Raw genomic sequence first — 23,045 nt, forward strand, 5'->3', positions numbered from 1 at the left:
GCAGCGTGTAGAAACAAGCAGTGAGCACGGATGACGAGGCGCGCCCGGCGGCTCGGCTCACTGTCCTGGCTGGACCTTCGGGTTCCGGCAGGGAGAGTGTCGTCGAGCTTGTCCGGGCGCGTTCTCCGTCCGTGTGGATCCCGGTCGCGGCGACCACCAGGCCGCGCCGGGAGTCGGAGATCGACGGGGTCGACCGCGTCTTCCTCGCTCCCGCCGAGTTCGATCGCCGGGTCCTCGACGGCGAGCTGCTGGAGTGGTCCCGGATCGGTTCGCACCGCCGGGGCACCCCGTACCCGCCGCTGCGCGCCCGGCTCGACGCCGGACAGCAGGTGCTGCTCCCGCTCGACCTGCGCGGCGCGCTCCTGGTGCGTGCGCGCCTGCCCGACATCCGGCTGGTGCTGCTGAGCCCACCGGGCTACCAGCCCGACGCCACGATGGCCGCCGTCCTCGCGCACACGCTGACCCACGACCGCACCGAACGGGTGGTCGAGGAGCTGGTAGGCTTACTCGGTTCTTCTTATCCGGACCCGGCTTGGTCGCGCGTGCGTGGCTGACGGTCGGCCGCCGTTGAGACTCAGCACCGCGTCCGCGCGGCTCGAAAGACGCAGAGGTTAATTCGTGGGATCCATCGCCAACCCCGAAGGCATCACCAACCCGCCGATCGACGAGCTCCTCGAGAAGACGACGTCGAAGTACGCGCTGGTCATCTTCGCCGCCAAGCGCGCGCGTCAGGTCAACGCCTACTACAGCCAGCTCGGTGAGGGTCTGCTGGAGTACGTCGGTCCGCTCGTCGAGACCACTCCGCAGGAGAAGCCCCTCTCCATCGCCATGCGCGAGATCAACTCGGGCCTGCTCACCGCCGAGCCGACCGACCAGCCGTAAGCCCCCGCTGGCCGATGTCCGCCTCGATCGTCCTCGGGGTCGGCGGCGGCATCGCTGCCTACAAGGCGTGTGAGCTGCTGCGACTCTTCACCGAATCGGGTCACTCGGTTCGGGTCGTGCCAACCGCGTCGGCGCTCCGCTTCGTCGGGGCGCCGACCTGGGCCGCGCTCTCCGGCCAGCCGGTGGCCGACGACGTCTGGACCGACGTCCACGAGGTGCCGCACGTCCGGCTCGGCAAGCAGGCCGATCTGGTGGTGGTCGCGCCGACCACCACCGACCTGCTCGCCAAGGCCGCGCACGGCCTCGCCGACGACCTGCTGACCAACACCCTGCTGACCGCCCGCTGCCCGGTGCTGCTCGCCCCGGCCATGCACACCGAGATGTGGGAGCACCCCGCCACGGTGGCCAACGTCGCCACGCTGCGTTCCCGGGGTGTCCGCGTCCTCGACCCGGCCGTCGGCCGGCTCACCGGCGTCGACACCGGCAAGGGCCGGCTGCCCGACCCGGCGGAGATCTTCGCCGTCGCCCGCCGGCTCCTGGCCCGGGGCGGCTCCGACTCCGCCGACCTGGCCGGCCGCCGGGTGGTCGTCACCGCGGGGGGCACCCGCGAGCCACTGGACCCGGTCCGCTTCCTGGGCAACCGCTCGTCGGGCAAGCAGGGTTACGCGTTCGCCCGCGCGGCGGTAGCCCGAGGTGCCCGGGTCACGCTGATCGCGGCCAACGTCGACCTCGCCGACCCGGCCGGCGCCGACCTGATCCGGGTGGGCACCACCGCCGAGCTGCGGGAGGCGACGCTGAAGGCCGCTGTCGAGGCCGACGCGGTGGTGATGGCGGCGGCTCCGGCCGATTTCCGGCCCGCGACGTACGCGCCTGGCAAAATCAAGAAGTCGGACGATGGCGTCGCGCCCACCATCGAGCTTGTCACGAACCCGGACATCGCGGCGGAGCTCGGCCAGCGCAAACGACCAGAGCAGTTGCTGGTGGTGTTCGCCGCCGAGACCGGCGATGCCGAGGCCAACGGTCGAGCGAAACTGGCCCGGAAGCGGGCCGACCTGATCGTGATCAACGAGGTCGGTCAGGACCTGGTGTTCGGCGCCGACACCAACACCGTGACGGTCATCGGCGCGGACGGCTCGGTCAGCCGGCTGCCGGAGCAGGCCAAGGAGTCGGTGGCCGACACCGTCTGGGATCTCGTCGTGGCGCGGCTGCCGGGCCGCTCCTGACGGGTGGTAAAGGGCGCGACCGATCCCGACACCGACCGCAGTGGTGATTACACTGCCGCGGAACGACCTCAAACGCTTAGGAGTGCCGTGACACGCCGCCTCTTTACGTCCGAATCGGTCACGGAAGGCCACCCGGACAAGATCGCCGACCAGATCAGCGATGGCATCCTGGACGCGCTGCTGACCGAGGACCCCCACAGCCGCGTGGCCGTGGAGACCATGATCACCACCGGTCAGGTGCACATCGCCGGTGAGGTGACCACCAAGGCGTACGCCGATATCCCGACGATCGTCCGCCGGACCATCCTCGACATCGGCTACGACTCGTCCAAGAAGGGGTTCGACGGGGCCTCCTGCGGGGTCAGCGTCTCCATCGGGGCGCAGTCCGAGGACATCGCGCAGGGCGTGGACAACGCCTTCGAGCTGCGGACCGGGGCGTCGGAGAGCGCGTTGGACGCACAGGGCGCCGGCGACCAGGGCATGATGTTCGGCTTCGCCTGCTCGGAGACGCCCGAGCTGATGCCGATGCCGATCGCGCTCGCCCACCGGCTGGCCCGGCGCCTCTCGGCGGTGCGCAAGGACGGCACGATCCCGTACCTGCGGCCGGACGGCAAGACCCAGGTCACCATCGAGTACGAGGGGCTGCGCCCGGTCCGGCTGAACACCGTGGTCGTGTCCAGCCAGCACGCCGCCGACATCTCACTGGACTCGCTGCTCACGCCGGACGTGCGCGACCACGTGATCGCCCCGGAGCTGGAGAGCCTCGGTCTGGACACCGACGGCTACCGGCTGCTGGTGAACCCAACCGGCCGCTTCGAGATCGGCGGCCCGATGGGTGACGCCGGGCTGACCGGCCGCAAGATCATCGTCGACACCTACGGTGGGTACGCCCGCCACGGCGGCGGGGCGTTCTCCGGCAAGGACCCGTCCAAGGTGGACCGTTCGGCCGCGTACGCGATGCGGTGGGTGGCCAAGAACGTGGTCGCCGCCGGCCTGGCCGAGCGGTGCGAGGCGCAGGTCGCCTACGCCATCGGCAAGGCGCACCCGGTGAGCCTCTTCATCGAGACGTTCGGCACCGAGACCGTGCCGGTCTCCTCGATCGAGAAGGCCGTCTCCGAGGTGTTCGACCTGCGGCCCGCCGCGATCATCCGGGACCTCAACCTGCTCCGCCCGATCTACCAGCAGACCGCCGCGTACGGCCACTTCGGCCGGGAGCTGCCGGATCTGACCTGGGAGAGCACCGACCGGGCCGCCGACCTCAAGTCGGCCGCGGGAGCCTGACCGCCACCAGGCGCAGCGACCGGCGACCCGCGGCTGGGTCGCCGGTCGCGCGCGTCTGCGTGGACGTCGGACTGGCGCACCTGGACCGGCCGTTCGACTACCTGGTCCCCGCGGAGCTGGACGAGGTGGCGGTGCCCGGGACCCGGGTGAAGGTGCGCTTCGCCGGGCAGCTCGTCGACGGCTGGTTGCTGGCGCGCGCCGACGACTCCGGGCACACCGGCCGCCTCGCGTACCTGGAGAAGGTCGTCTCGCCGGAACCGGTGCTGGCCCCCGAGATCGCCCGGCTGGCCCGAGCGGTCGCCGACCGGTACGCGGGCAGCCTCGCCGACGTGCTCCGGCTCGCCGTGCCACCGCGGCACGCGCGGGTGGAGAAGGAACCCCGCGACGACCAGCCCACGGCGGCACCCACCGAGGCGGTCGACCCGCGTGGGTGGCGCGACTACCCGACCGGGCCGGCCCTGCTGCGCGCCCTCGCCGACGGCCGGGCGCCCCGCGCGGTCTGGTCGGCGTTGCCCGGCGAGGACTGGACGGCCCGCTACGCCGACGCGGTGGCGGCCACCGTCGCCGGTGGGCGCGGCGCGGTGGTCGTGGTGCCCGACGCGCGTGATCTCGACCGCCTCGACGCGGCGCTCACCGGGGTGCTCGGGCCGGGGCGGCACGTCAGCCTCTCCGCCGCGCTCGGACCGGCCCGGCGTTACCGGGCGTTTCTCGCTGCCCGCCGTGGACAGGTGCCGGTGGTGATCGGCACCCGGGCGGCGATGTTCGCCCCGGTGCGGCGGCTCGGCCTCGTCGCGATCTGGGACGACGGCGACGACCTGCATTCCGAGCCCCGGGCGCCCTACCCGCACGCCCGCGACGTGCTACTCACCCGTGTCCACCTCGCCGAGGCCGGCGCGCTGGTCGGCGGGTACGCCCGTACCGCCGAGGCGCAGCTGCTGGTGGAGACCGGCTGGGCTCGGGAGGTGGTCGCCGATCGGGCCACCGTGCGGGCACGTGTCCCGGCCATTGCGCCGACCGGTGACGATCCCCAACTGGCCCGCGACCCCGGGGCGGCCACCGCTCGGCTGCCCAGCCTGGCCTGGACGGCGGCCCGGGACGCCATCCGGCAGGACCTGCCGGTGCTGGTGCAGGTGCCCCGACGCGGCTACCTGCCCTCGATCTCCTGCGCCGAGTGCCGTACCCCGGCCCGCTGCGCGCACTGCGCCGGCCCGCTCGCGCTGCCCTCGGCCGGTGGCACCCCGGCCTGCCGGTGGTGTGCGCGGGTGGCGGCCGCGTACGCCTGCCCGGAGTGTGGTGGGCGGCGGCTGCGGGCCGCGGTGACCGGCGCCCGGCGGACCGCCGAGGAGCTGGGCCGGGCGTTTCCCGGGGTGACGGTGCGCACGTCCGGGCGTGAGGAGGTGCTGACCGACGTGCCCGGCGGCGCGGCGCTGGTGGTGGCCACTCCGGGCGCCGAGCCGGTGGCCGAGGGCGGCTACGGCACGGTGCTGTTGCTCGACTCGTGGGCCCTGCTGACCCGGGCCGACCTGCGCGCCGGTGAGGAGGCGCTGCGCCGCTGGCTGGCGGCGGCGGCCCTGGCCCGACCGGCGCCGGCCGGTCGGGTGGTGGTGGTCGCCGACGGCGCGCTCGCGCCGGTGCAGGCGCTGCTGCGCTGGGACGCCGGGTGGTTCGCCGGTCGGGAGCTGGCCGAGCGTCGGGAGCTGGGCTTTCCCCCGGCGGTACGGATGGCGAGCGTCACCGGCGCGGCCGAGGCGGTGGCGGACCTGCTCGCCGCGGCCCGGCTGCCGGCCGACGCCGAGGTGCTCGGGCCGGTGCCGGCCGAGGAGGGCCGGGAGCGGATGCTGGTCCGCGTGCCCCGGGCCCGGGCCGGCGCGCTCGCCGAGGCGCTGCACTCGGCCGCCGGTGTGCGGGCCGCCCGCAAGGCCGCCGATCCGGTTCGCCTCCAGGTCGACCCGCTGAGCCTGTTCTGAGGGGTTTCGCCCCTGCTGTCGACGGTGGCGGGGCTGGCCCGCGGCGGCGGCCCTCGCACACCGCGTCCGGCAAAGTGGTGGCGCCTGAGTGGTAGCATCGCCCGTCATGTCGACGCGTACGACGGGCTCCAGGTCGAGACGGAGCGTCAGACGCGCCGAGCTGGGGCCGCCGCGGGATGGCGCGACGAGGGCGGGAACGCGTCGGTCGGGCGCGAGGTCGATGATGTCAATGAGCCGGTGATCAGGGGTGGACCAGTCGTGACCGTTGGACAATCGATCGTCTTCAACGGCGACCTCGGCAGCGGCAAGAGCACCGTGTCGGTCGAGATCGCCAAGCGGCTCGGCATGCGCCGGGTCAGCGTGGGGGACCTCTACCGCGAGATGGCGCAGCAGCGGCAGATGACCGCCCTGCAGCTCAACCTGCACGCGGAGCTCGACCAGGCTGTCGACGGCTACGTCGATCAGCTTCAGCGGGACATCGCCGCCTCCGGTGAGCGCCTCATCATGGACTCCCGGCTGGCCTGGCACTTCTTCACCGACGCGCTCAAGGTGCACATGATCACCGAGCCGGGTGAGGCGGCCCGGCGGGTGCTCGCCCGACCGTCCGGGCCGGCGGAGAGCTACGCCTCCCTGGAGGAGGCCAAGGCCAAGCTCCGGGAGCGCAGCGCCAGCGAGCGCAGCCGGTTCATCATCCGTTACGGGGTGGACAAGGCCCGGCTGCGCAACTACGACCTGATCTGCGACACCACCCGGGCCTCCGCCGCTGAGGTGATCGAGCACATCGTGGCCGCGTACGAGGGGACGCTCGGCGCCGAGGTGCTGCGTGACGCGCCGCCGCTGCTGCTGCTGGATCCGGCCCGCGTCTACCCGACCGAGGACATCGCCACCCTGCGGGGTCTGTGGGACACCGATTTCGTCGGTGGCGTGGCCGAGGCTGGCGACGAGGCCCTCGAACCGCTGAAGATCGGGTTCACCGGCGAGTACTTCTTCGTGGTCGACGGTCACCGTCGCCTCAGCGCCGCCCTGCAGAACGGGTTCTCCCTGGTCCCCGCCCAGTTGGTCGCCGAGGTCGACGAGCCGGTCGTGGGTGGGATGACCGCGATCGACTACTTCGCCGCCCAGGTGCGTCCCGGCCTGATCTACGACTGGGAGGCGGCTCACAAGATCCAACTGCCGCTGCCCGAGCCCGCGCTGCTCCGTGGCGACGCGGTGCTCGCGGGCGACCCGGGCGCCAGCGTCTGAACCCGGCGAGAGAACGCCGAGCGGGTACGGGACCTGCTGACCGGTTCGCGGGAGCCTCCCGGTGACGCTGAGCACACCGGCGGTGGTTGATCGAGGTGCGCCGGCCGGCGCTCGCCCGGGCACTCCGTAGACTGGTACGGCACCGCTCGTCCCACCCCACGAAGGAGCCGTCCCGCGTGACCGTCCAGCCCATCCGTCTGTTTGGGGATCCGGTGCTGCGCACGCCGGCCGATCCGGTGGTCGACTTCGACGCCGAGTTGCGTCGGCTCGTCGCCGACCTCACCGACACGATGCGTGAGCAGAACGGCGCCGGCCTCGCCGCGCCGCAGCTCGGTGTGAGCCTGCGGGTGTTCACCTTCGACGTCGACGACGTCCTCGGGCACCTGATCAACCCGGTGCTCGAGTTCCCCGACGAGGAGGAGCAGGACGGCCCGGAGGGCTGCCTGTCCATCCCCGGGCTCTACTTCGACACCAAGCGCCGGCAGAACGTTGTCGCCAAGGGCTTCAGCTCGTTCGGCGATCCGATGCAGATCGTCGGCACCGGTCTGATGGCGCGCTGCGTGCAGCACGAGACCGACCACCTCGACGGGGTGCTCTTCCTGGACCGGCTGGACCCGGAGGGGCGCAAGGAAGCCATGAAGGCGATCCGCCAGGCCGAGTGGTACGACGCGGCGGCGCCGCCCACGGTCAAGCTCAGCCCGCACATCAGCGACCCGTTCGGTCTGGGGCGCTGACCCGGATGCGCGTGATCTTCGCCGGTACGCCGGCCGTCGCTGTGCCGGCCCTGGCCGCCGTGGCCGCCTCCCGACACGAGCTGGTGGCCGTGGTCACCCGGCCCGACGCGCCCGCCGGCCGTGGGCGGGGCCTGTCCCGCTCCCCGGTCGCCGAGTGGGCCGACGAGCACGGCGTCGAGGTGCTCACGCCGGCCCGTCCCCGCGACCCGGAGTTCCTCGACCGGCTGCGCGAGCTGGAGCCGGACTGCGTGCCGGTGGTCGCCTACGGCGCGCTGGTGCCGCCGGCGGCACTGGAGATCCCCCGGCACGGCTGGATCAACCTGCACTTCTCGCTGCTGCCCGCGTGGCGTGGCGCCGCACCCGTGCAGCACGCCGTGCTGCACGGTGACGAGCTGACCGGGGCCAGCGTCTTCCAACTGGAGGAGGGCCTGGACACCGGCCCGGTCTACGGCACGCTGACCGACGAGATCCGCGCCACCGACACCTCAGGTGACCTGCTGGAACGTCTCGCCGCATCCGGCGCCGGGCTGCTGGTCGCGGTGCTCGACGCGATCGCCGACGGCACCGCCCGGGCCGAGCCGCAACCGGCCGACGGGGTGTCGCTGGCGCCGAAGCTGACCGTGGACGACGCCCGGGTGCGCTGGGGTGACCCGGCCTTCGCCGTGGACCGGCGGATCCGGGCCTGCTCGCCCGCGCCGGGTAGCTGGACCACGTTCCGCGACGAGCGGGTGAAGCTCGGCCCGGTCGTCCCGGTGCCCGACGGCCCCGAGCTCAAGCCGGGGGAGTTGCTGGTGGAGAAGTCCCGGGTGCTGGTCGGTACGGCGACCGTGCCGGTGCGTCTCGGCGAGGTCCGCGCCGCCGGCAAGCGGGCCATGAGTGCGACCGACTGGGCGCGCGGCGTCCGCGTCGGCACTGGAGAGGATTTCGCGTGACCGCACCGGAGGGAACCCGCCCGACGCGCTCCGGCCCGTCGGCCGGCCGTGGCGGGGATCGCCGTCCGGTCCGGCCACCGATGGACCGACCGCGCCGCGCCGCGTACGAGGCGGTGGCCGCGGTGCACCGCGACGACGCGTTCGCCAACCTGGTGTTGCCCATCATCCTGCGGGAGGAGGGGCTGTTCGGTCGGGATGCTGCCTTCGCCACCGAGCTGACCTACGGCACGCTGCGCCACCTGGGCACGTTGGACGCGATCCTGACGGACGCGGCCGGCCGGGACGTGGCCCGAATCGACCCGCCGGTGCGCGACGCGCTGCGACTCGGGGCGTACCAGCTGTTGCACACCCGGGTGCCGGCGCACGCCGCGGTCTCGTCGACGGTGGATCTGGTCCGCTCGGTCGCGCCCGGCGCCACCGGCTTCGCCAACGCGGTGCTGCGCGAGGTCTCCACCCGGGACGCGGACGCCTGGGTGGCGAAGCTCGCCCCACCGATGGAGACCGACCCGGTCGGGCACCTCGCCCTGGCGTACAGCCATCCGCAGTGGATCGTGCGGGCCTTCTCGGAGGCGCTCGACGGCGACTTGGGTGAGACGGCCCGCCTCCTGATCGAGGACAATGAACGCCCGCCGGTGCACCTGTGTGCCCGGCCCGGGTTGATCGACCCGGTGGAGCTGGCCGACCAGGTCGGCGGTGCGCCCGGCGCCTTCTCGCCGTACGCCGTCTACCTGCCCGGCGGCGCGCCGGGCGACGTGCCGGCGGTGGTCGACGGCCGTGCCCACGTCCAGGACGAGGGCTCCCAGCTGGTGGCCGCCGCGCTCGCCGACGCGCCGTTGGACGGCCCGGACGGGCGGTGGCTGGACCTGTGCGCCGGCCCGGGTGGCAAGGCCGGGTTGCTCGGCGCGCTGGCCGCGCAGCGGGGTGCCCGAGTGACCGCGGTGGAGGTGGCCGAGCACCGCGCCCGGCTGGTCTCGCTGGCGACCCGGGACCTGCCGGTGGCCGTGCTGACGATGGACGGCCGTGAGGTCGGCGGCGACCCGAAGCTGCCGGAGCAGCACTTCGACCGGGTGCTGGTGGACGCGCCGTGTACCGGCCTGGGCTCGCTGCGTCGTCGGCCGGAGTCGCGGTGGCGTCGCCAGCCGTCCGACCTGCCGCCGCTGACCCGGTTGCAACGGGAGTTGCTCGGGGCGGCGCTGCGGGCCGTCCGCCCGGGGGGCCTGGTCGCCTACGTGACCTGCTCGCCGCACACGGTCGAGACGCACGTGACGGTGACCGAGGCGGCCCGCCGCAGCGGGGTTCCGGTGGACTTCGTGGATGCCCGGCCGCTGCTGCCGGCCGGCATGCCCGGTCTCGGCGACGGGCCGACCGTGCAGCTCTGGCCACACCGGCACGGCACCGACGCGATGTTCCTCGCGGTGCTGCGCCGAGGCTGATCGGACCCCGCGTCCGGCCGGTCGGTGATCCGACCGGCCGACGGGGGTGGTGCTCAGGTGACCGGAAGGCCCTTGGTGCCGGCGTTCTTCATCGACCGGGTCAGATCGCGGTCGGAAATCCAGAGGAAGCACTGCACGCCCCGGTTGCCGTTGCGCCACTCCTCCTCGTACGGCTGGTAGTAGATCGTCCCGGCGCGGAAGTCGAGCTGGGAGTTGTCCGGGACCTTGGCGTACCTGGCGATCATGGTCTGGCAGCCGCGGTGGGTCCGCTTGACGGTGCGGGAGAACTCGGCGTAGCTGACGTCCGGGGCCTGCCAGACCCCGACGAACTCGGCGTGGTGCTTGGCGGTGCAGGAGACCGGCACCATCTCCTCGATGTCGTCCTTGACCAGCTTCGGATTGAAGCAGCGGTAGGCCAACGGCGCCGCGCCGGACAGCGCACCGCGGAGGCTGCCGGTGCGCAGGTCGACCGCCGTGTCGTCGATGCTGGCGATCTCGGTGACGTCGCAGCGGTACCAGCGGGCCCCGCCCGACCAGGCCGGCGGCGACGGCAGCACGACGGTCAGGCCGAGTCGCCCGGACCGCCAGTCGGCGCCCAGCGCCTTGTTGACCGCGGTGTCGCAGGCGGCCTGGGCGGTCCGCATACCCGCCGAGCCGGGCTGCGGGGGCGTGCCGCCCTCGGCGCCCGGTCCGGTGAGCGTGCCGACGTGCATGGTCTCCACCCGGTGCGACTCGGTGCACGCCATCGGGTTGTAGCCGCTCAGGAAGCCCACCTGCTGGGAGGAGTGGTGGCAGACGTTGGCGGCGGGAACGAACTGCTGTGCGGCGACGGGCGCCGGCCAGTCGTCGATGAGGTCACGGTCGACTCCGGCGGGTGCGTCGCACCCGGTCAGCGCCAGGGCCAGCGCCGCACCCCCGGCGACCGCCGCCAACCACCGTCGCATCCCGACCTCCCGCCGCTGGTGGCCTCCGACCGGACCCCGCCGGTCGGTAGCGCCACGGCGCAGCAGCATACGGCACCGATGCTCAGATCGCGGGCAGTCCCTCGGGGCCGACGCCGCGCATCGAGCGGGTGAGTTTGCGGTCGTCGCTCCACAGGAAACAGCGCACGCCACGGTCGCCCTCCTCCCACTCCCGCTGCGACGGTGGGTAGTAGATGGACCCGGCCCGGTACGGCAGGTCGCTGTTGTTGGGCACCGCCGCGAACTGGGCGATCAACGCCATGCAGCGCTTGTGCGCCTGCTCGGCGGACTTGCCGAACTCCGCCCAGCTCCGGTCGCCCCGTTCCTCGTAGACACCCACGAACTCGGCGCGGTGCGGCTCGCTGCAGAGCACCGGCGCCATGTAGTTGAGGTTGTCGCCGATCAGCTTGGGGTCGAAGCAGCGGTGCGTCAGGGGCGTGTCGCCGATCAACGCGCCGCGCAGGCTGCCGGTGCGGTTCACCGGGCGGGTGTTGTCGATGCTGCCGGTCTCGCTGAGGTCGCAGCGGAACCAGCGCGCGCCGCCGGCCCAGGCGGGCGCGGAGGGCAGCGCCAGGGACAGCGCGAGTCGGGCGGTGTGCCAGTCGCCGCCGAGCACCTCCCGGGCCCGCTGGTCGCACTCGGCGCGAGCCGTACGCAGCGCCGACGATCCGGGCTCCGGTCGGCTCTCGGTCAGCGCGTCGGGCCCCACGAAGGTGCCGACGTGGATGGTCTCGGCCAGGTGGTTCCGCGCGCAGTCCACCGTCTCGTACGTGCTGGCCTGCACGACCGTGGCGATCCGTGGCAGACAGGTGTCGGTGGCGGGGGTGAACGGCTTCGGGACCCGCAGCGCCGGCCAGTCGTCGGTGAGATCACCGTCCGCGCCCCGCGCCGGCGCGCAGCCGGCCAGCAGCATCGTCGTGACGCCGGCCAGCACCAGCGCTGGAAGCCACCGTCGCATCGTCCGCCTCCCCGGGAGCTGGCGGCCGGTCGCCGCCCCGCGGCGACCCCGGCGGGCGTGCAGCCTACGGCACCGTCCCGCTTGGAGTGTCGTCGCGTTTCCGTCGATCGGCCAGCCACTGTTGTCTGTTCGTCCGGATTCGGCGGTCCGGAGCGTCCAATTCTGCACCACTGGTCACCGCTGGGTCACAGCGCGTCGGAGTTGATGCCGCGATGCGGATGGCGGGTGGCCACGTTCGTACACTGGCCCGGTGACCGTACCGCCGCCGATCGTCGCGCCGAGCATCCTGGCCGCCGATTTCGCCCGCCTCGCCGAAGAGGTCCGTGCCGTCGAGGACGCCGCGGACTGGTTGCACGTCGACGTGATGGACAACCACTTCGTGCCGAACCTGACCATCGGGCTGCCCGTGGTGCAGAGCCTGCGGGCTGTCACGGCGATGCCGTTCGACGTGCACCTGATGATCGAGGACCCGCGCCGGTGGGCCCCCGGGTACGCCGACGCCGGGGCGTACAACGTCACCTTCCACGCCGAGGCGTCCGACGACCCGGTGGCCCTGGCCAAGGACCTGCGCTCGGCCGGCGCGAAGGCGGGCCTGGCCATCGACCGGGACACCCCGATCGAGCCGTACCTGGACCTGCTGCCGAGCTTCGACACCCTGCTGATCATGACGATCAAGGCGGGCTTCGGCGGGCAGCGGTTCATTCCGCAACTGCTGGACAAGGTGCGTACCGCCCGCCGGCACGTGTCGGCCGGGCACCTGGAGCTGCGCATCGAGGTGGACGGCGGGATCGCCGCCGACACCATCGAACAGGCCGCCGCCGCGGGTGCCGACGCGTTCGTGGCCGGCACCGCCGTGTACGGCGCCGCCGACCCGGCGGAGGCGGTGCGGCACCTGCGGACCCTGGCGGAACGCGCGGCTCCCGGGGCCTGAGGTGGAGCCCGAGGCCGACCGCAAGGACGTCATCCTGGTCGTCGACGACGACGAGGACATCGCTCGTTTCGTCGAGTTCAACCTGCGGCTGCACGGCTTCGAGGTGATCCACGCCAGCGACGGCCAGGAGGCCCTGGAGGTCATCGAGCGCCAACGGCCGGACCTGGCGGTGGTCGACCTCATGATGCCCCGCATCGACGGGCTGGAGCTGACCCGGCGGCTACGCGCCGACCCGATGACCTCCGCCCTTCCGGTGATCATGCTGACCGCCAAGGGGATGACCGTCGACAAGGTGCACGGGCTCAGCGCCGGTGCGGACGACTACCTGGTCAAGCCGTTCGACACCGCCGAGCTGGTGGCCCGGGTCTCGTCCACGCTGCGCCGCAACAAGGAGTTCCGGGAGGTCTCCCCGCTGACCGGTCTGCCCGGCAACAGCCGGATCCGGCGGGAGATCAGCGACCGGGTCCGACAGGGCGTGGACTACGCGGTCGGCTACATCGACATCGACCGGTTCAAGAGCGTCAACGACCGGTACGGCTTCGTGCGCGGCGACGACTTCATCTCCGCGCTGGCCCGCAGCCTGCACCGGGCGGTGGTGGCGGTGGGCCTGCCACCGGCGTTCCTCGGCCATGTCGGCGGCGACGACTTCGTCATCGTCTGCGCCCCGGACCAGGTCCGCCCCCTCACGTCCCGGGCGGTCGTCGACTTCGAGAAGTCCGCCGACACGCTCTACGACGCCACCGACCGGGAGCGCGGCTTCGTCGAGCTCAAGGACCGGCGCGGCAACATCCGCCGCGCGGCCCTGGTCACGCTCTCCATCGGGGTGTCCCTCTCCGACGCCGGCAAGCGGTTCACCGACCCCCTTGAGGCGATCGCGGTGGCCTCGGAGATGAAGACGGTCGCCAAGAGCCAACCGGGCTCGTACGTGGCGGTGGACCGGCGGCGCGGCGTCACCTGAGCGTGATACCGCTGTGAAGTAGCTCGCCTAGGTGGCGGCGAAGCCAGATCGGCGTGTAAGACTTCCGGTGTACCCACCACGCGCTGGCGGGACTCGGTGAAATTCCGAACCGGCGGTGATCCACGGTCCAACCGTGGTCAGCCCGCGACCCGGACGGCTCTGCCGCCCGGTGGACCTGGTGAAAATCCGGGGCCGACGGTTGGGGGCGGTTCGTCCGCGCCCAGACAGTCCGGATGGGAGACAGCGCGCGGGACGGACGGGTCCGAGCCGGCCGCTGGCTTCAGCGTGCCGTGCCGACCCCCCGGGGCGGCTGTGCCGTTCCCGGAATCCGCCACCGCCTGCCCGTGGCCCCATGGCCACCGACTCCCTGACCGCCAGCGCGCGGACCGGCGAGTGAGAGGGCAGGGGCAGGGCGATGGCCAGCGTCTCCGTCGATGAGGCGATGCGGCGTGCGATCGAGTTGGCAGCGCGCGGGCTCGGCACCACCAGCCCCAATCCGGTGGTCGGGTGCGTGCTGCTCGACGAGGACGGCCAGGTCGTGGGCGAGGGCTTCCACGCGTACGCCGGCGGCCCGCACGCCGAGATCGTCGCGCTGGCGCAGGCCGGGCGGCGGGCCAAGGGCGGCACCGCGGTGGTCACGCTGGAACCGTGCGATCACACCGGCCGCACGGGCCCCTGTAGTTCCGCGCTCGTCCAGGCCGGGGTGGCCCGGGTGGTCATCGCGGTACCCGATCCCAACCCGGTCGCGTCCGGCGGCGCCGCCACGTTGCGCTCCGCCGGGGTCCGGGTCGATCTGGGGGTACGCGGTGAGGAGGCCGAGGCCGGCAACGTCGCGTGGCTGACCTCGATGCGCCGGGGCTGGCCGTACGTGATCTGGAAGTACGCCGCCACGCTCGACGGGCGCTCCGCCGCGGTGGACGGCACCAGCATGTGGATCACCTCCGAGGCGGCCCGGATGGACGTGCACGCGCTGCGCGGCACGGTCGACGCGGTCATCGCCGGGGTGGGCACCGTGCTCGCCGACGACCCCCGGTTGACCGCCCGCAACCTGCGCGACGGCAGCCTGGCCATCCGGCAGCCGCTGCGGGTGGTGGTGGACAGCTCGGGGCGTACCCCGGTCGACGCCCGCGTCCGCGACGGCGCCGCGCGGACGTGGATCGCGACCGCCGACGAGGTCGGCGCCGACCCGGACGGCCGGGTCGACCTGCCGGCTCTGCTCGCGGCGCTGCACCAGCGCGGCATCCGCGCCGTGCTGCTGGAGGGCGGCCCCCGACTGGCCGGCGCGTTCCTGAAGGCCGGCCTGGTCGACAAGGTCGTCGGGTACGTCGCGCCGCGGTTGCTCGGCGCCGGTCCGACCGCTCTGGTCGACGCGGGAGTGACCACCATCGCCGAGGCCATCGATCTGGAGCTCGTCGACGTTACGCAGATCGGTCCGGATCTCCGGATCACCGCTTTGCCCCGCAAAAGGGAGGGCTGACATGTTCACCGGCATTATCGAGGAATTGGGCGAAATCGTCTGGATTACGCCGACGGCGGGCGACTCGGCGCTGCTCGGCGTACGTGGCCCGCTGGTCACGTCCGACGCCCGGCACGGTGACTCCATCGCGGTCAATGGCGTCTGCCTGACCGTCGTGGAGGTGGCCGACGGGGTCTTCACCGCCGACGTGATGGGCGAGACCCTGCGCCGCTCCGCGCTGGGCGCGCTGCGCCCCGGCGACCCGGTCAACCTGGAGCGGGCCGCCGCGCTCGGTAGTCGGCTCGGTGGACACCTGGTGCAGGGCCACGTCGACGGTGTCGGTGAACTGATCTCCCGGGAGCCGGCCGAGCAGTGGGAGACCGTCCGGTTCCGGCTGCCCGCCGCCCTGTCCCGGTACGTGGTGGAGAAGGGCTCCATCACCATCGACGGCGTCTCGTTGACCGTGGCCGCCGTCGGCGCGGACGAGTTCGCCGTCGGGCTGATCCCGACCACGCTCAAGCTGACCACGCTCGGCGCGAAGGGTGTCGGTGACCCGGTCAACCTGGAGGTCGACGTGCTGGCGAAGTACGTCGAGCGGCTGCTCGGCGACCGGCTCGCCGACGGTTCCGGGGTGGCCTCGAGCACGGGCGGGGTGGCCTGATGGGCCCGCTCAGCTGGCTGCTCGACGCCCAGGTGCAGGTGGCCGGCTCGCCGGTGCTGGCCCGGGAGATCGTCGGCAACGTGTTCGGGCTGGTCTCGGCGCTGCTCGGGCTGCGTCGGCTGGTCTGGGCGTGGCCGGTCGGCATGATCGGCAACGCGCTCCTGCTCACCGTCTTCCTCGGCGGGGTGTTCGCCACCCCGCAGGAGCACGACCTGTACGGGCAGGCCGGCCGGCAGGTCTTCTTCTTCGCGGTCAGCGTCTACGGCTGGTGGCGTTGGCAGCGCAACCGTCGCGCCGGCGCCGGGCAGGCCGCGGTCGTCCCGCGCTGGGCCACCGGACGGGAGCGGCTGATGCTGCTGCTGGCCGCCGTGGTCGGCACCGCCGCGGCGTACCCGGTGCTCAAGGCGCTGGGATCGTGGGGCCCACTGCCCGACGCCTGGATCCTCACCGGCAGCCTGCTGGCCACGTACGGCATGGCCCGCGGCTGGGTGGATTTCTGGCTGCTCTGGATCGCGGTGGACGCGGTCGGCGTGCCGCTGCTGCTGCGCGGCGGGTTCTACCCGTCGGCGGGGATGTACCTGATCTACGGCGCCCTCTGCGCCTGGGGCTTCGCCGCCTGGTGGCGCACCTCGCGCGCCACCCGGTCGACGCCCGTCCGCACGCCCATCTACACGGAGGCCGTAGCGTGACCAGCTTCGGGGATATCGAGCAGGCGATCGCGGAGATCGCCGCCGGCCGGCCGGTCGTCGTGGTCGACGACGCGGACCGGGAGAACGAGGGCGACCTGATCTTCGCGGCCGAGTTGGCCACGCCGGAGCTGATGGCGTTCATGGTGCGCTACACCTCCGGGTACGTCTGCGTGGCGCTGACCGAGAGCGAAGCCGACCGGCTCGACCTGCCGCCGATGCACCACACCAACCAGGACCGGCGCGGCACCGCGTACACGGTGACCGTGGACGCCCGCGAAGGGGTCAGCACCGGCATCTCGGCGGCCGACCGCGCGCACACCAGCCGGCTGCTCGCCAACGCGGCGACCGACCCGACCGACCTGGCCCGGCCCGGGCACGTGGTGCCGCTGCGAGCCCGGGAGGGCGGCGTGCTGCGCCGGCCGGGGCACACCGAGGCGGGGATCGACCTGACCCGGCTGGCCGGGCTGCGGCCGGCCGGTGTGCTCTGCGAGCTGGTCAACGACGACGGCACCATGATGCGCCTGCCGGACCTGGAGAAGTTCTCCGCCGAGCACGGCCTCACCCTGATCACCATCGCCGACCTGGTCGCCTACCGGCGGCGTACCGAGAAGCAGGTCGAGCTGGTTGCCGACGCCCGGATGCCGACGCGGCACGGGGTGTTCCGGGCGCTGGGCTACCGCGCCGAGCACGACCCGGCCGAACACGTCGCGATGGTGATGGGTGACCTCGGCGACGGCCAGGACGTGCTGGTCCGGGTGCACTCGGAGTGCCTGACCGGGGACGTGTTCGGCTCGCTGCGCTGCGACTGCGGGCCGCAGCTGGACGCCTCGCTGGCCCGGGTCGCGCGCGAGGGCCGGGGCGTGGTGCTCTACGTCCGTGGGCACGAGGGGCGTGGCATCGGGCTGCTGCACAAGCTGCAGGCGTACCAGTTGCAGGACCGGGGCCGTGACACCGTCGACGCCAACCTCGACCTGGGCCTGCCGGCCGACGCCCGCGACTACGGCACCGGCGCGCAGATCCTCTACGACCTGGGCGTGCGCTCGATGCGGCTGCTGACCAACAACCCGGCCAAACGGGCCGGGCTGGAGGGGTACGGGTTGACCATCACCGGCCGCGAGGGGCTGCCGGCCGGCGCGCACCCGGAGAACCTGCGCTACCTGCGCACCAAGCGGGACCGGATGGGTCACCTGCTGGACGAGTTGGACGAGGTGTCCGAGGCGCCGCTGGGGCGTCCGGTCGCCAACGACGAGATCGGAGCATGACGATGGCGGGTTTCGGTGAGCCGGGAGTCGAGGCGGTCGACGCCGCAGGGCTGACCGTCGGGGTCGTTGCCGCCCGCTGGCACGGCGAGCTGACCGACCACATGCTGGAGCGCGCGGTGGCCGCCGCCGAGGCGTGCGGGGCTCGTTCGGTGGTCGCCCGGGTCGCCGGTTCGGTGGAGCTGCCGGTGGTCGCGCAGGCCCTGGCCCGCCGCTGCGACGTGGTGGTCGCGCTCGGCGTGGTGGTCCGCGGTGCGACCGCCCACTTCGACTACGTCTGCCGCTCGGTCACCGATGGGCTGACCCGGGTGGCGCTGGACGAGGGCAAGCCGGTGGCGCACGGGGTGTTGACCGTGGAGACCATCGAGCAGGCCCGGGATCGGGCCGGCCTGCCCGGCTCGGCGGAGGACAAGGGCTGGGCCGCCACCGTCGCGGCGCTCGACGCGGCGTTGGCCGTGCGGACCGTGGCGGCGGGCAACGCCCAGCGGGTCGGCTTCGGCGGCTGACGCCTCCGCCGACCTCGCTCAGAGCCGGCCGGCCTCGATGATCCGGCGCAGGAACTGCCGGGTCCGGGGCTGCGTCGGCTCGCCGAGCACCTGCTCGGGCGGGCCGCTCTCGACGACCCGCCCGGCGTCGAGGAAGCACACCTCGTCGGCGACCTCTCGGGCGAAGCCCATCTCGTGGGTGGCCAGCACCATGGTCATGCCGTCGGCCTTCAGGTCCCGGATCATCGCCAGCACCTCGCCGACGAGTTCGGGATCCAGCGCGGAGGTGACCTCGTCGAGCAACATCAGGCGCGGTGAGTTGGCCAGCGCCCGGACGATGGCCACGCGCTGCTGCTGTCCGCCGGAGAGCCGGTCCGGGTAGGCGTCCGCCTTGGCGCCGAGTCCCACCCGGTCGAGCAGCTCCCGGGCCTGCGCCTCGGCCTCCGCCCGGCCCCGCCGGTGTACGCGCCGCGGCGCGAGGGTGATGTTGTCCAACACGCTCAGGTGCGGAAAGAGGTTGTACGCCTGGAACACCATGCCGATCCGGCGCCGGACCTGATCCGGGTCCACCCGGGGATCGGAGATGTCCTCCCCGTCCAACTCGATGGTGCCGTCGTCGAGGTCCTCCAGCAGGTTCACGCACCGCAGCAGGGTCGACTTGCCGGACCCGGACGCGCCGATCAGGGCCACCACCCGGTGTTCGGCGACGGTCAGATCGAGTTGGTCGAGCACGGCGTGACCGGCGAACTCCTTGCGCAGGCCCCGACAGCGCAACAAATCCATGATCAGCCTCCCGACTGTCGGCGGGCCGCGCGCAGCGTCACCCAGTCGGTGACCGCGATCAGCGGGATCGCGAGCAGCACGAAGAGCACCCCCGCCACGATGTACGGCGTGTAGTTGAACGTCTGGGCGGTGGCGATCTGGGCGGCGCGGACCGCGTCGATCGGTCCGGCGAGCGAGACCAGCCCGACGTCCTTCTGCAACGCCACCACGTCGTTGAGCAGGGGCGGCGCCACCCGGCGGACCGCCTGCGGCAGGACCACGTGCCGCATCGTCTGCCGGTAGGTCAGGCCCAACGAGCGGGCCGCCGCGAGCTGACTGGGATGCACCGACTCGATGCCGGCCCGGAACACCTCGGCGAGATAGCCGCCGTAGGTGAGGACCAACGCGATCCCACCGAGCACCAGCACCGGCGGCATGCCCTGCAACCGCAGCCCGGGCACGCCGAGCGTGAGCAGGTAGAGCACGATGATCAGCGGCAGGCCGCGAAAGGTGTAGGTGTAGCCGGTGGCCAGCGCGCGGACCGGGAAGAAGACCGGGCCGCGCAGCGTCCGCAGCACGGCGATCACCAACCCGAGCACCAGCGCGCCGGCCGCACAGCAGACCAGCAGCCGGACGTTGAGCCAGAGCCCGCTCAGCACCGCCGGCAACGCGTCGCGGGCGATCTTCGGATCCAGGAACGACTGCCGGACCCGGTCCCAGCCCGGCGCACCGGTCACCGCGATCACCAGCAACGTGCCCAGCCCCGCGGTGGAGGCCGCCGCGACGAACACGCTGTAGACGGTCTGCCGACGCCGGTACGCCGACCGCCGCCGCTGCGCCTCGGAGGGGACGTGATCCAGGAGCGTCACCGCAGCTCGGCCGCCCCCGCCACCTGCGCGAGCCACTTCTGCTCCAGTTGCCTCAGCGTGCCCGCCGTGCTGAGCTGACCGACCGCGGCGGTCACGCAGGAGGTCAGTGGGGAGTTCTTGTCCAGCAGCAAGCCGAACGCCTCGGGCGTACCGACCTGCGGCACCTGCCCGACGATCGTCGCGTCGGTGATCTCCGCGCCGGTGATGTAGAAGGCGGTCGGAAGATCCACCACGAGACCGTCCAGTTGCCCGTTCTGCAGAGCCTTCTTGGCGTCGTCGTTGCTGTTGTAGACCTGCGGCTTGGCGGTCGGCTTGATCACGTCGGTGATCGCCTGGTAGCTGGTGGTGCCGACCTGGGCGCCGAGCCGGGCGTCGCGAAGGTCGGCCAGCGACGTCCTACCGGCGATCTTCGAGGACTTGAGCGCGATGACGGTCTGCCGCACCAGGTAGTACGGCGCGGAGAAGTCGACCGCCTGCTTGCGCTCCTCGGTAATGGAGAACTGGTTGATGTCGAAGTCGAAGTCCTTCGGTCCGGGTGCGATCGCGGTGTCGAACTTGACCCGGGTCCACGTGACGTCGGTCCGGGCGTAGCCGAGCTTCTCGGCCACCGCGTACGCGACGGCGGATTCGAAGCCCTCGCCGTTCTCCGGCTTGTCGTCGGAGAACCACGGCTCGTACGCGGGCTGGTCGGTGGCGATGGTCAACGTGCCCGGCGTACGGGTGGGCAGGCTGTCCTTCGCGCAGGATGGTGCTGCGGTGACAGTGGGGGTCGGTTCCTCGTCCTGCGGTGCGCATCCGGCGGTGGCTACGACGACGGCGCCGGCGAGGGTGAGCGCGAGGAGACGTGAGCTGCTGGCCATGGCGGACAGCGTAGAGCTCCATCGGTATCGATCGACAATTGTCCCACCATGTTGATAGGGAATTGTCCGCTTGCTGGATTCCGGCGGACCCGGACGCGGGGCGTCGCTCGGGTGGCTGGAAGAATCGTTCCTCGTGAAGACGTTCGAGGAGTTGTTCGCCGAGCTGCAGGCCAAGGCCGCTGCCGGCACCCCGGGCTCGGGCACCGTCGCCGCGCTGGACAAGGGCGTGCACTTCATCGGCAAGAAGGTCGTCGAGGAGGCGGCCGAGTCGTGGATGGCCGCCGAGCACGAGGGGCCGGAGCGCACCGCCGAGGAGATCTCCCAGCTGCTCTACCAGGTCCAGGTGCTGATGCTCGCCAGTGGTCTCGACCTCAAGGACGTCTACCGACATCTGTGAGTGCCCCCCCACCCCGTTGATCGCCATCCGGATCGAAGGAGCACTCCGTCATGCTGCGTGTCGCCATTCCCAACAAGGGCACCCTGGCCGAACCGGCCGCCCAGATGCTGCGCGAGGCGGGCTACCGCCAGCGCACCGACCCCAAGGACCTCGTCTGCCGGGACGAGCCCAACGACGTCGAATTCTTCTACCTGCGTCCGAAGGACATCGCCACCTACGTCGGCTCCGGTGACCTCGACCTCGGGATCACCGGCCGGGACCTGCTGATCGACTCGGCCGCGCCGGCCGAGGAGGTCGTCGACCTCGCCTTCGGCCGGGCCACCTTCCGCTTCGCCGCCCGCCCCGACGACATCGCCTCCGTGCAGGAGCTGGGCGGCCACCGGATCGCCACCGCGTACCCGGGGCTGGTCGAGCGGCACCTCGGCGAGGTGGGGGTCAAGGCCGACGTGATCCGCCTCGACGGCGCGGTCGAGAACGCCGTACGCCTCGGCGTCGCCGACGTGATCGCGGACGTGGTGGAGACCGGCGCGACCCTGCGCCAGGCGGGCCTGGTGGTCTTCGGCGAGCCGCTGCTGCGCTCGTCGGCGGTGCTGGTGCGCCGTGCCGGCGCGCCCGCCCACCCGCAGGCCGAGCAGCTGCTGCGCCGCCTGCACGGGGTGCTGGTGGCCCGCCGCTACGTGATGCTCGCCTACGACGTGCCGGCCGGCCTGCTGGACCGGGCCAGCGGGCTCACCCCGGGCATCGAGTCGCCCACCGTGTCGCCGCTGCACCGCGAGGGCTGGGTGGCGGTGCAGGCGATGGTGCTCCGCGACGACGTGCACCGCATCATGGACGAGCTGTACGAGTTGGGCGCTCGCGCCATCCTCGTCACCAACATCCACGCCTGCCGCCTCTGACCGGTTCCGTCGCGGCCCTGCCGGGCCCCGTCCGGCGGTCCTCGGCGCTTGCCCTTGCCGCCTGCCCTTGGCGCTTGCCCTTGCCGCTTGCCCTCGGCCCTTGGCGCTTGCCCTCGGCCCTTGCCGCTTGATCGACTCGGGTTCGCTGAAACGGGGGTGTCCGCCCGTCAGGGACACCCCCGTTTCGCGTGATGTCGAGTGGATCTAGCTGATGTCGAGTGGATCTGCCGGAGTGCGTTGGTGTGCTCGGCGGGTGGTGCGTTTGTTGGGCAAGTGCGGGTGGCAGACTGGTGGGGTGAGTGAAAGCGAGCTGATCCGCCTGAAGCCCCGCCGCATCCGGGTGGTCTGCTGGTCGGCGGCGGCCGCCCTGGTGGTGGTGTTCGGTCTGGTCGCCACGTCGTTGAGCGGGCCGACCGGCGATGGTTACGGCAGCTTCCAGCGCGGCGACCAGATCGCCATGATCGGCCTGGGCATCTTCGGGGCGCTGGGCTTCCTGCTGTTCACCCGTCCGCGGGTGGAGGCGGACGCACGGGGCATCCGGGTGCGCAACGTCATCAGCTCCTACGACCTGCCCTGGGAGGTTGTCCGGGGCGTCCGCTTCGACCGGGGCGCGCCGTGGGCCAGCCTGGAGCTGCACGACGACGATCTGCTGCCGATGGTCGCATTGCAGGCAGCCGACAAGGAACTGGCCGTGGACGGGGTCCGCGCGCTGCGCCGACTGCACGACGCCCACCAGGCCCGCCTCGCCGAACGCGCCGTCGGCCGCTGACCCCAGCGTTGCGGGTCTGACGCGACCCGGGTGCCCCCGCGACCGGGCCCCCGCGACCGGGCCCCCGCGACCGGGCCCCCGCGACCGGGCCCCCGCGACCGGGCCCCCGCGACCGGGCGCCGACCCGGTCGGGTGCATGGCGGCTCCTGCCCGGGTCTTACCCGGTTTGGGGGTGGCCGGGGCGCCGGTGTAGTGTTATCGAGTCGACCAGGCTGTCTCCGCGTGCGAGCAGACAGCCTTGAAAGCGGAGCGCCTGCTCCCACCCGAGTCACCGCTACGGTGTCCGGGTCCGGTCACCGGTTCCGGGCACGTCCCGGCGCTGGATGCGCGATCCTGGTGATCGTGCTGACCGGTCGAGCAGGCCCTGGCATGCGCCGGGGCCTTCTGCTTTTCGGGTCGGTTCCCGCCCGGGAGCCGCAGGGGTCGGCGACAGAGCAGA

24 protein-coding genes and 1 riboswitch are annotated in these 23,045 nt (G+C 72.6%); of the genes, 19 read left to right on the plus strand and 5 right to left on the minus strand.

Going from position 1 to position 23,045, the window contains the following annotated elements:
* The first annotated feature begins 20 nt into the window (after positions 1 to 20).
* From ACIBF8_RS05780 to ACIBF8_RS05820, 9 genes are all read left to right on the plus strand, one after another.
* Positions 21 to 554 carry a guanylate kinase gene (locus ACIBF8_RS05780; RefSeq protein WP_396781192.1) on the plus strand — a complete coding sequence of 178 codons (534 nt, stop codon included), beginning with the start codon at positions 21 to 23 and terminating at the stop codon, positions 552 to 554.
* Between the two features lie 64 nt (positions 555 to 618).
* Positions 619 to 882, plus strand: a complete 264-nt coding sequence (gene rpoZ, locus ACIBF8_RS05785; protein ID WP_030335666.1) for a DNA-directed RNA polymerase subunit omega — start codon at positions 619 to 621, stop codon at positions 880 to 882.
* A gap of 14 nt (positions 883 to 896) precedes the next feature.
* Entirely contained in the window at positions 897 to 2,105 is a 1,209-nt protein-coding gene (gene coaBC, locus ACIBF8_RS05790; protein WP_396781193.1) for a bifunctional phosphopantothenoylcysteine decarboxylase/phosphopantothenate--cysteine ligase CoaBC, read from the plus strand.
* An 87-nt stretch (positions 2,106 to 2,192) separates the two neighbouring features.
* Positions 2,193 to 3,386 carry a methionine adenosyltransferase gene (gene metK / locus ACIBF8_RS05795; protein ID WP_396781194.1) on the plus strand — a complete coding sequence of 398 codons (1,194 nt, stop codon included), beginning with the start codon at positions 2,193 to 2,195 and terminating at the stop codon, positions 3,384 to 3,386.
* Between the two features lie 59 nt (positions 3,387 to 3,445).
* Positions 3,446 to 5,353, plus strand: a complete 1,908-nt coding sequence (locus tag ACIBF8_RS05800; RefSeq protein WP_396781195.1) for a primosomal protein N' — start codon at positions 3,446 to 3,448, stop codon at positions 5,351 to 5,353.
* Positions 5,354 to 5,611: 258 nt separating this feature from the next.
* Positions 5,612 to 6,595 carry an AAA family ATPase gene (locus ACIBF8_RS05805; RefSeq protein ID WP_030335676.1) on the plus strand — a complete coding sequence of 328 codons (984 nt, stop codon included), beginning with the start codon at positions 5,612 to 5,614 and terminating at the stop codon, positions 6,593 to 6,595.
* 176 nt (positions 6,596 to 6,771) lie between these two features.
* Positions 6,772 to 7,329 (plus strand): peptide deformylase, encoded by a 558-nt coding sequence (def, locus tag ACIBF8_RS05810; RefSeq protein ID WP_091401921.1) that lies wholly within the window; start codon positions 6,772 to 6,774, stop codon positions 7,327 to 7,329.
* A 5-nt stretch (positions 7,330 to 7,334) separates the two neighbouring features.
* A complete protein-coding gene (gene fmt / locus ACIBF8_RS05815; RefSeq protein ID WP_396781196.1) occupies positions 7,335 to 8,261 on the plus strand; it encodes a methionyl-tRNA formyltransferase in 927 nt (308 codons plus the stop codon).
* Complete coding sequence (locus ACIBF8_RS05820) at positions 8,216 to 9,694, plus strand: RsmB/NOP family class I SAM-dependent RNA methyltransferase (protein ID WP_396781260.1); 1,479 nt, start codon at positions 8,216 to 8,218, stop codon at positions 9,692 to 9,694. Before fmt ends, ACIBF8_RS05820 begins: the two co-directional genes overlap by 46 nt.
* Before the next feature lie 53 nt (positions 9,695 to 9,747).
* Here ACIBF8_RS05820 and ACIBF8_RS05825 read toward each other — a convergent pair whose 3' ends face one another.
* The gene (locus ACIBF8_RS05825; RefSeq protein ID WP_396781197.1) at positions 9,748 to 10,638 is read right to left on the minus strand and encodes a septum formation family protein; all 891 of its coding nucleotides are present in this window, start codon (positions 10,636 to 10,638) and stop codon (positions 9,748 to 9,750) included.
* 82 nt (positions 10,639 to 10,720) lie between these two features.
* Positions 10,721 to 11,614: a septum formation family protein gene (locus tag ACIBF8_RS05830; protein WP_396781198.1), complete on the minus strand. Its 894-nt coding sequence runs from the start codon at positions 11,612 to 11,614 to the stop codon at positions 10,721 to 10,723.
* Positions 11,615 to 11,864: 250 nt separating this feature from the next.
* Between ACIBF8_RS05830 and rpe the strand changes: the two genes are divergently transcribed.
* The 7 genes from rpe (at position 11,865) to ribH (ending at position 18,074) form a co-directional block, all read left to right on the plus strand.
* Positions 11,865 to 12,545 (plus strand): ribulose-phosphate 3-epimerase, encoded by a 681-nt coding sequence (rpe, locus tag ACIBF8_RS05835; RefSeq protein ID WP_396781199.1) that lies wholly within the window; start codon positions 11,865 to 11,867, stop codon positions 12,543 to 12,545.
* Between the two features lies 1 nt (position 12,546).
* On the plus strand, positions 12,547 to 13,503 hold the full coding sequence (locus ACIBF8_RS05840) for a response regulator (protein WP_396781200.1): 957 nt from the start codon (positions 12,547 to 12,549) through the stop codon (positions 13,501 to 13,503).
* Positions 13,504 to 13,581: 78 nt separating this feature from the next.
* Positions 13,582 to 13,752: riboswitch (FMN riboswitch) on the plus strand.
* A gap of 166 nt (positions 13,753 to 13,918) precedes the next feature.
* The gene (gene ribD / locus ACIBF8_RS05845; RefSeq protein WP_396781201.1) at positions 13,919 to 14,980 is read left to right on the plus strand and encodes a bifunctional diaminohydroxyphosphoribosylaminopyrimidine deaminase/5-amino-6-(5-phosphoribosylamino)uracil reductase RibD; all 1,062 of its coding nucleotides are present in this window, start codon (positions 13,919 to 13,921) and stop codon (positions 14,978 to 14,980) included.
* A 1-nt stretch (position 14,981) separates the two neighbouring features.
* Positions 14,982 to 15,620 carry a riboflavin synthase gene (locus ACIBF8_RS05850; RefSeq protein WP_396781202.1) on the plus strand — a complete coding sequence of 213 codons (639 nt, stop codon included), beginning with the start codon at positions 14,982 to 14,984 and terminating at the stop codon, positions 15,618 to 15,620.
* Positions 15,620 to 16,309, plus strand: coding sequence for a nicotinamide riboside transporter PnuC (pnuC, locus tag ACIBF8_RS05855; protein ID WP_396781203.1), 690 nt, complete (start codon positions 15,620 to 15,622; stop codon positions 16,307 to 16,309). Before ACIBF8_RS05850 ends, pnuC begins: the two co-directional genes overlap by 1 nt.
* A complete protein-coding gene (locus ACIBF8_RS05860; RefSeq protein WP_396781204.1) occupies positions 16,306 to 17,571 on the plus strand; it encodes a bifunctional 3,4-dihydroxy-2-butanone-4-phosphate synthase/GTP cyclohydrolase II in 1,266 nt (421 codons plus the stop codon). Before pnuC ends, ACIBF8_RS05860 begins: the two co-directional genes overlap by 4 nt.
* 2 nt (positions 17,572 to 17,573) lie before the next feature.
* Positions 17,574 to 18,074 carry a 6,7-dimethyl-8-ribityllumazine synthase gene (ribH, locus tag ACIBF8_RS05865; protein WP_030335701.1) on the plus strand — a complete coding sequence of 167 codons (501 nt, stop codon included), beginning with the start codon at positions 17,574 to 17,576 and terminating at the stop codon, positions 18,072 to 18,074.
* A gap of 18 nt (positions 18,075 to 18,092) precedes the next feature.
* Here ribH and ACIBF8_RS05870 read toward each other — a convergent pair whose 3' ends face one another.
* The 3 genes from ACIBF8_RS05870 to ACIBF8_RS05880 are packed head-to-tail and all read right to left on the minus strand — an operon-like array spanning position 18,093 to position 20,544.
* Positions 18,093 to 18,836, minus strand: coding sequence for an amino acid ABC transporter ATP-binding protein (locus ACIBF8_RS05870; protein WP_396781205.1), 744 nt, complete (start codon positions 18,834 to 18,836; stop codon positions 18,093 to 18,095).
* A gap of 2 nt (positions 18,837 to 18,838) precedes the next feature.
* Positions 18,839 to 19,684 carry an amino acid ABC transporter permease gene (locus tag ACIBF8_RS05875; RefSeq protein WP_396781206.1) on the minus strand — a complete coding sequence of 282 codons (846 nt, stop codon included), beginning with the start codon at positions 19,682 to 19,684 and terminating at the stop codon, positions 18,839 to 18,841.
* Entirely contained in the window at positions 19,681 to 20,544 is an 864-nt protein-coding gene (locus ACIBF8_RS05880) for an ABC transporter substrate-binding protein (RefSeq protein ID WP_396781207.1), read from the minus strand. The genes ACIBF8_RS05875 and ACIBF8_RS05880 overlap by 4 nt, the downstream gene beginning before the upstream one ends.
* A gap of 133 nt (positions 20,545 to 20,677) precedes the next feature.
* Here ACIBF8_RS05880 and ACIBF8_RS05885 point away from each other — a divergent pair, with 133 nt between their 5' ends.
* The 3 genes from ACIBF8_RS05885 to ACIBF8_RS05895 all read left to right on the plus strand — a co-directional run bounded on the left by ACIBF8_RS05885 (position 20,678) and on the right by ACIBF8_RS05895 (position 22,606).
* A complete protein-coding gene (locus tag ACIBF8_RS05885; protein WP_110566078.1) occupies positions 20,678 to 20,941 on the plus strand; it encodes a phosphoribosyl-ATP diphosphatase in 264 nt (87 codons plus the stop codon).
* A gap of 50 nt (positions 20,942 to 20,991) precedes the next feature.
* On the plus strand, positions 20,992 to 21,837 hold the full coding sequence (gene hisG / locus ACIBF8_RS05890) for an ATP phosphoribosyltransferase (protein ID WP_396781208.1): 846 nt from the start codon (positions 20,992 to 20,994) through the stop codon (positions 21,835 to 21,837).
* Between the two features lie 295 nt (positions 21,838 to 22,132).
* Complete coding sequence (locus ACIBF8_RS05895) at positions 22,133 to 22,606, plus strand: PH domain-containing protein (protein WP_396781209.1); 474 nt, start codon at positions 22,133 to 22,135, stop codon at positions 22,604 to 22,606.
* Positions 22,607 to 23,045: the final 439 nt, after the last annotated feature.

It is taken from the genome of Micromonospora sp. NPDC050276, from assembly GCF_044459545.1.
Lineage (GTDB): Bacteria > Actinomycetota > Actinomycetes > Mycobacteriales > Micromonosporaceae > Micromonospora.

Bases quoted from the DNA above. Each gene is read 5' to 3' on its own strand.
- hisG (WP_396781208.1), top strand. From the start codon at position 20,992: ATGCTGCGTGTCGCCATTCCCAACAAGGGCACCCTGGCCGAACCGGCC.
- ACIBF8_RS05870 (WP_396781205.1), bottom strand. From the start codon at position 18,836: ATGGATTTGTTGCGCTGTCGGGGCCTGCGCAAGGAGTTCGCCGGTCAC.
- ACIBF8_RS05830 (WP_396781198.1), bottom strand. From the start codon at position 11,614: ATGCGACGGTGGCTTCCAGCGCTGGTGCTGGCCGGCGTCACGACGATG.
- fmt (WP_396781196.1), top strand. From the start codon at position 7,335: ATGCGCGTGATCTTCGCCGGTACGCCGGCCGTCGCTGTGCCGGCCCTG.
- ACIBF8_RS05850 (WP_396781202.1), top strand. From the start codon at position 14,982: ATGTTCACCGGCATTATCGAGGAATTGGGCGAAATCGTCTGGATTACG.
- ribD (WP_396781201.1), top strand. From the start codon at position 13,919: ATGGCCAGCGTCTCCGTCGATGAGGCGATGCGGCGTGCGATCGAGTTG.
- pnuC (WP_396781203.1), top strand. From the start codon at position 15,620: ATGGGCCCGCTCAGCTGGCTGCTCGACGCCCAGGTGCAGGTGGCCGGC.
- ACIBF8_RS05825 (WP_396781197.1), bottom strand. From the start codon at position 10,638: ATGCGACGGTGGTTGGCGGCGGTCGCCGGGGGTGCGGCGCTGGCCCTG.
- ribH (WP_030335701.1), top strand. From the start codon at position 17,574: ATGGCGGGTTTCGGTGAGCCGGGAGTCGAGGCGGTCGACGCCGCAGGG.
- ACIBF8_RS05880 (WP_396781207.1), bottom strand. From the start codon at position 20,544: ATGGCCAGCAGCTCACGTCTCCTCGCGCTCACCCTCGCCGGCGCCGTC.
- coaBC (WP_396781193.1), top strand. From the start codon at position 897: ATGTCCGCCTCGATCGTCCTCGGGGTCGGCGGCGGCATCGCTGCCTAC.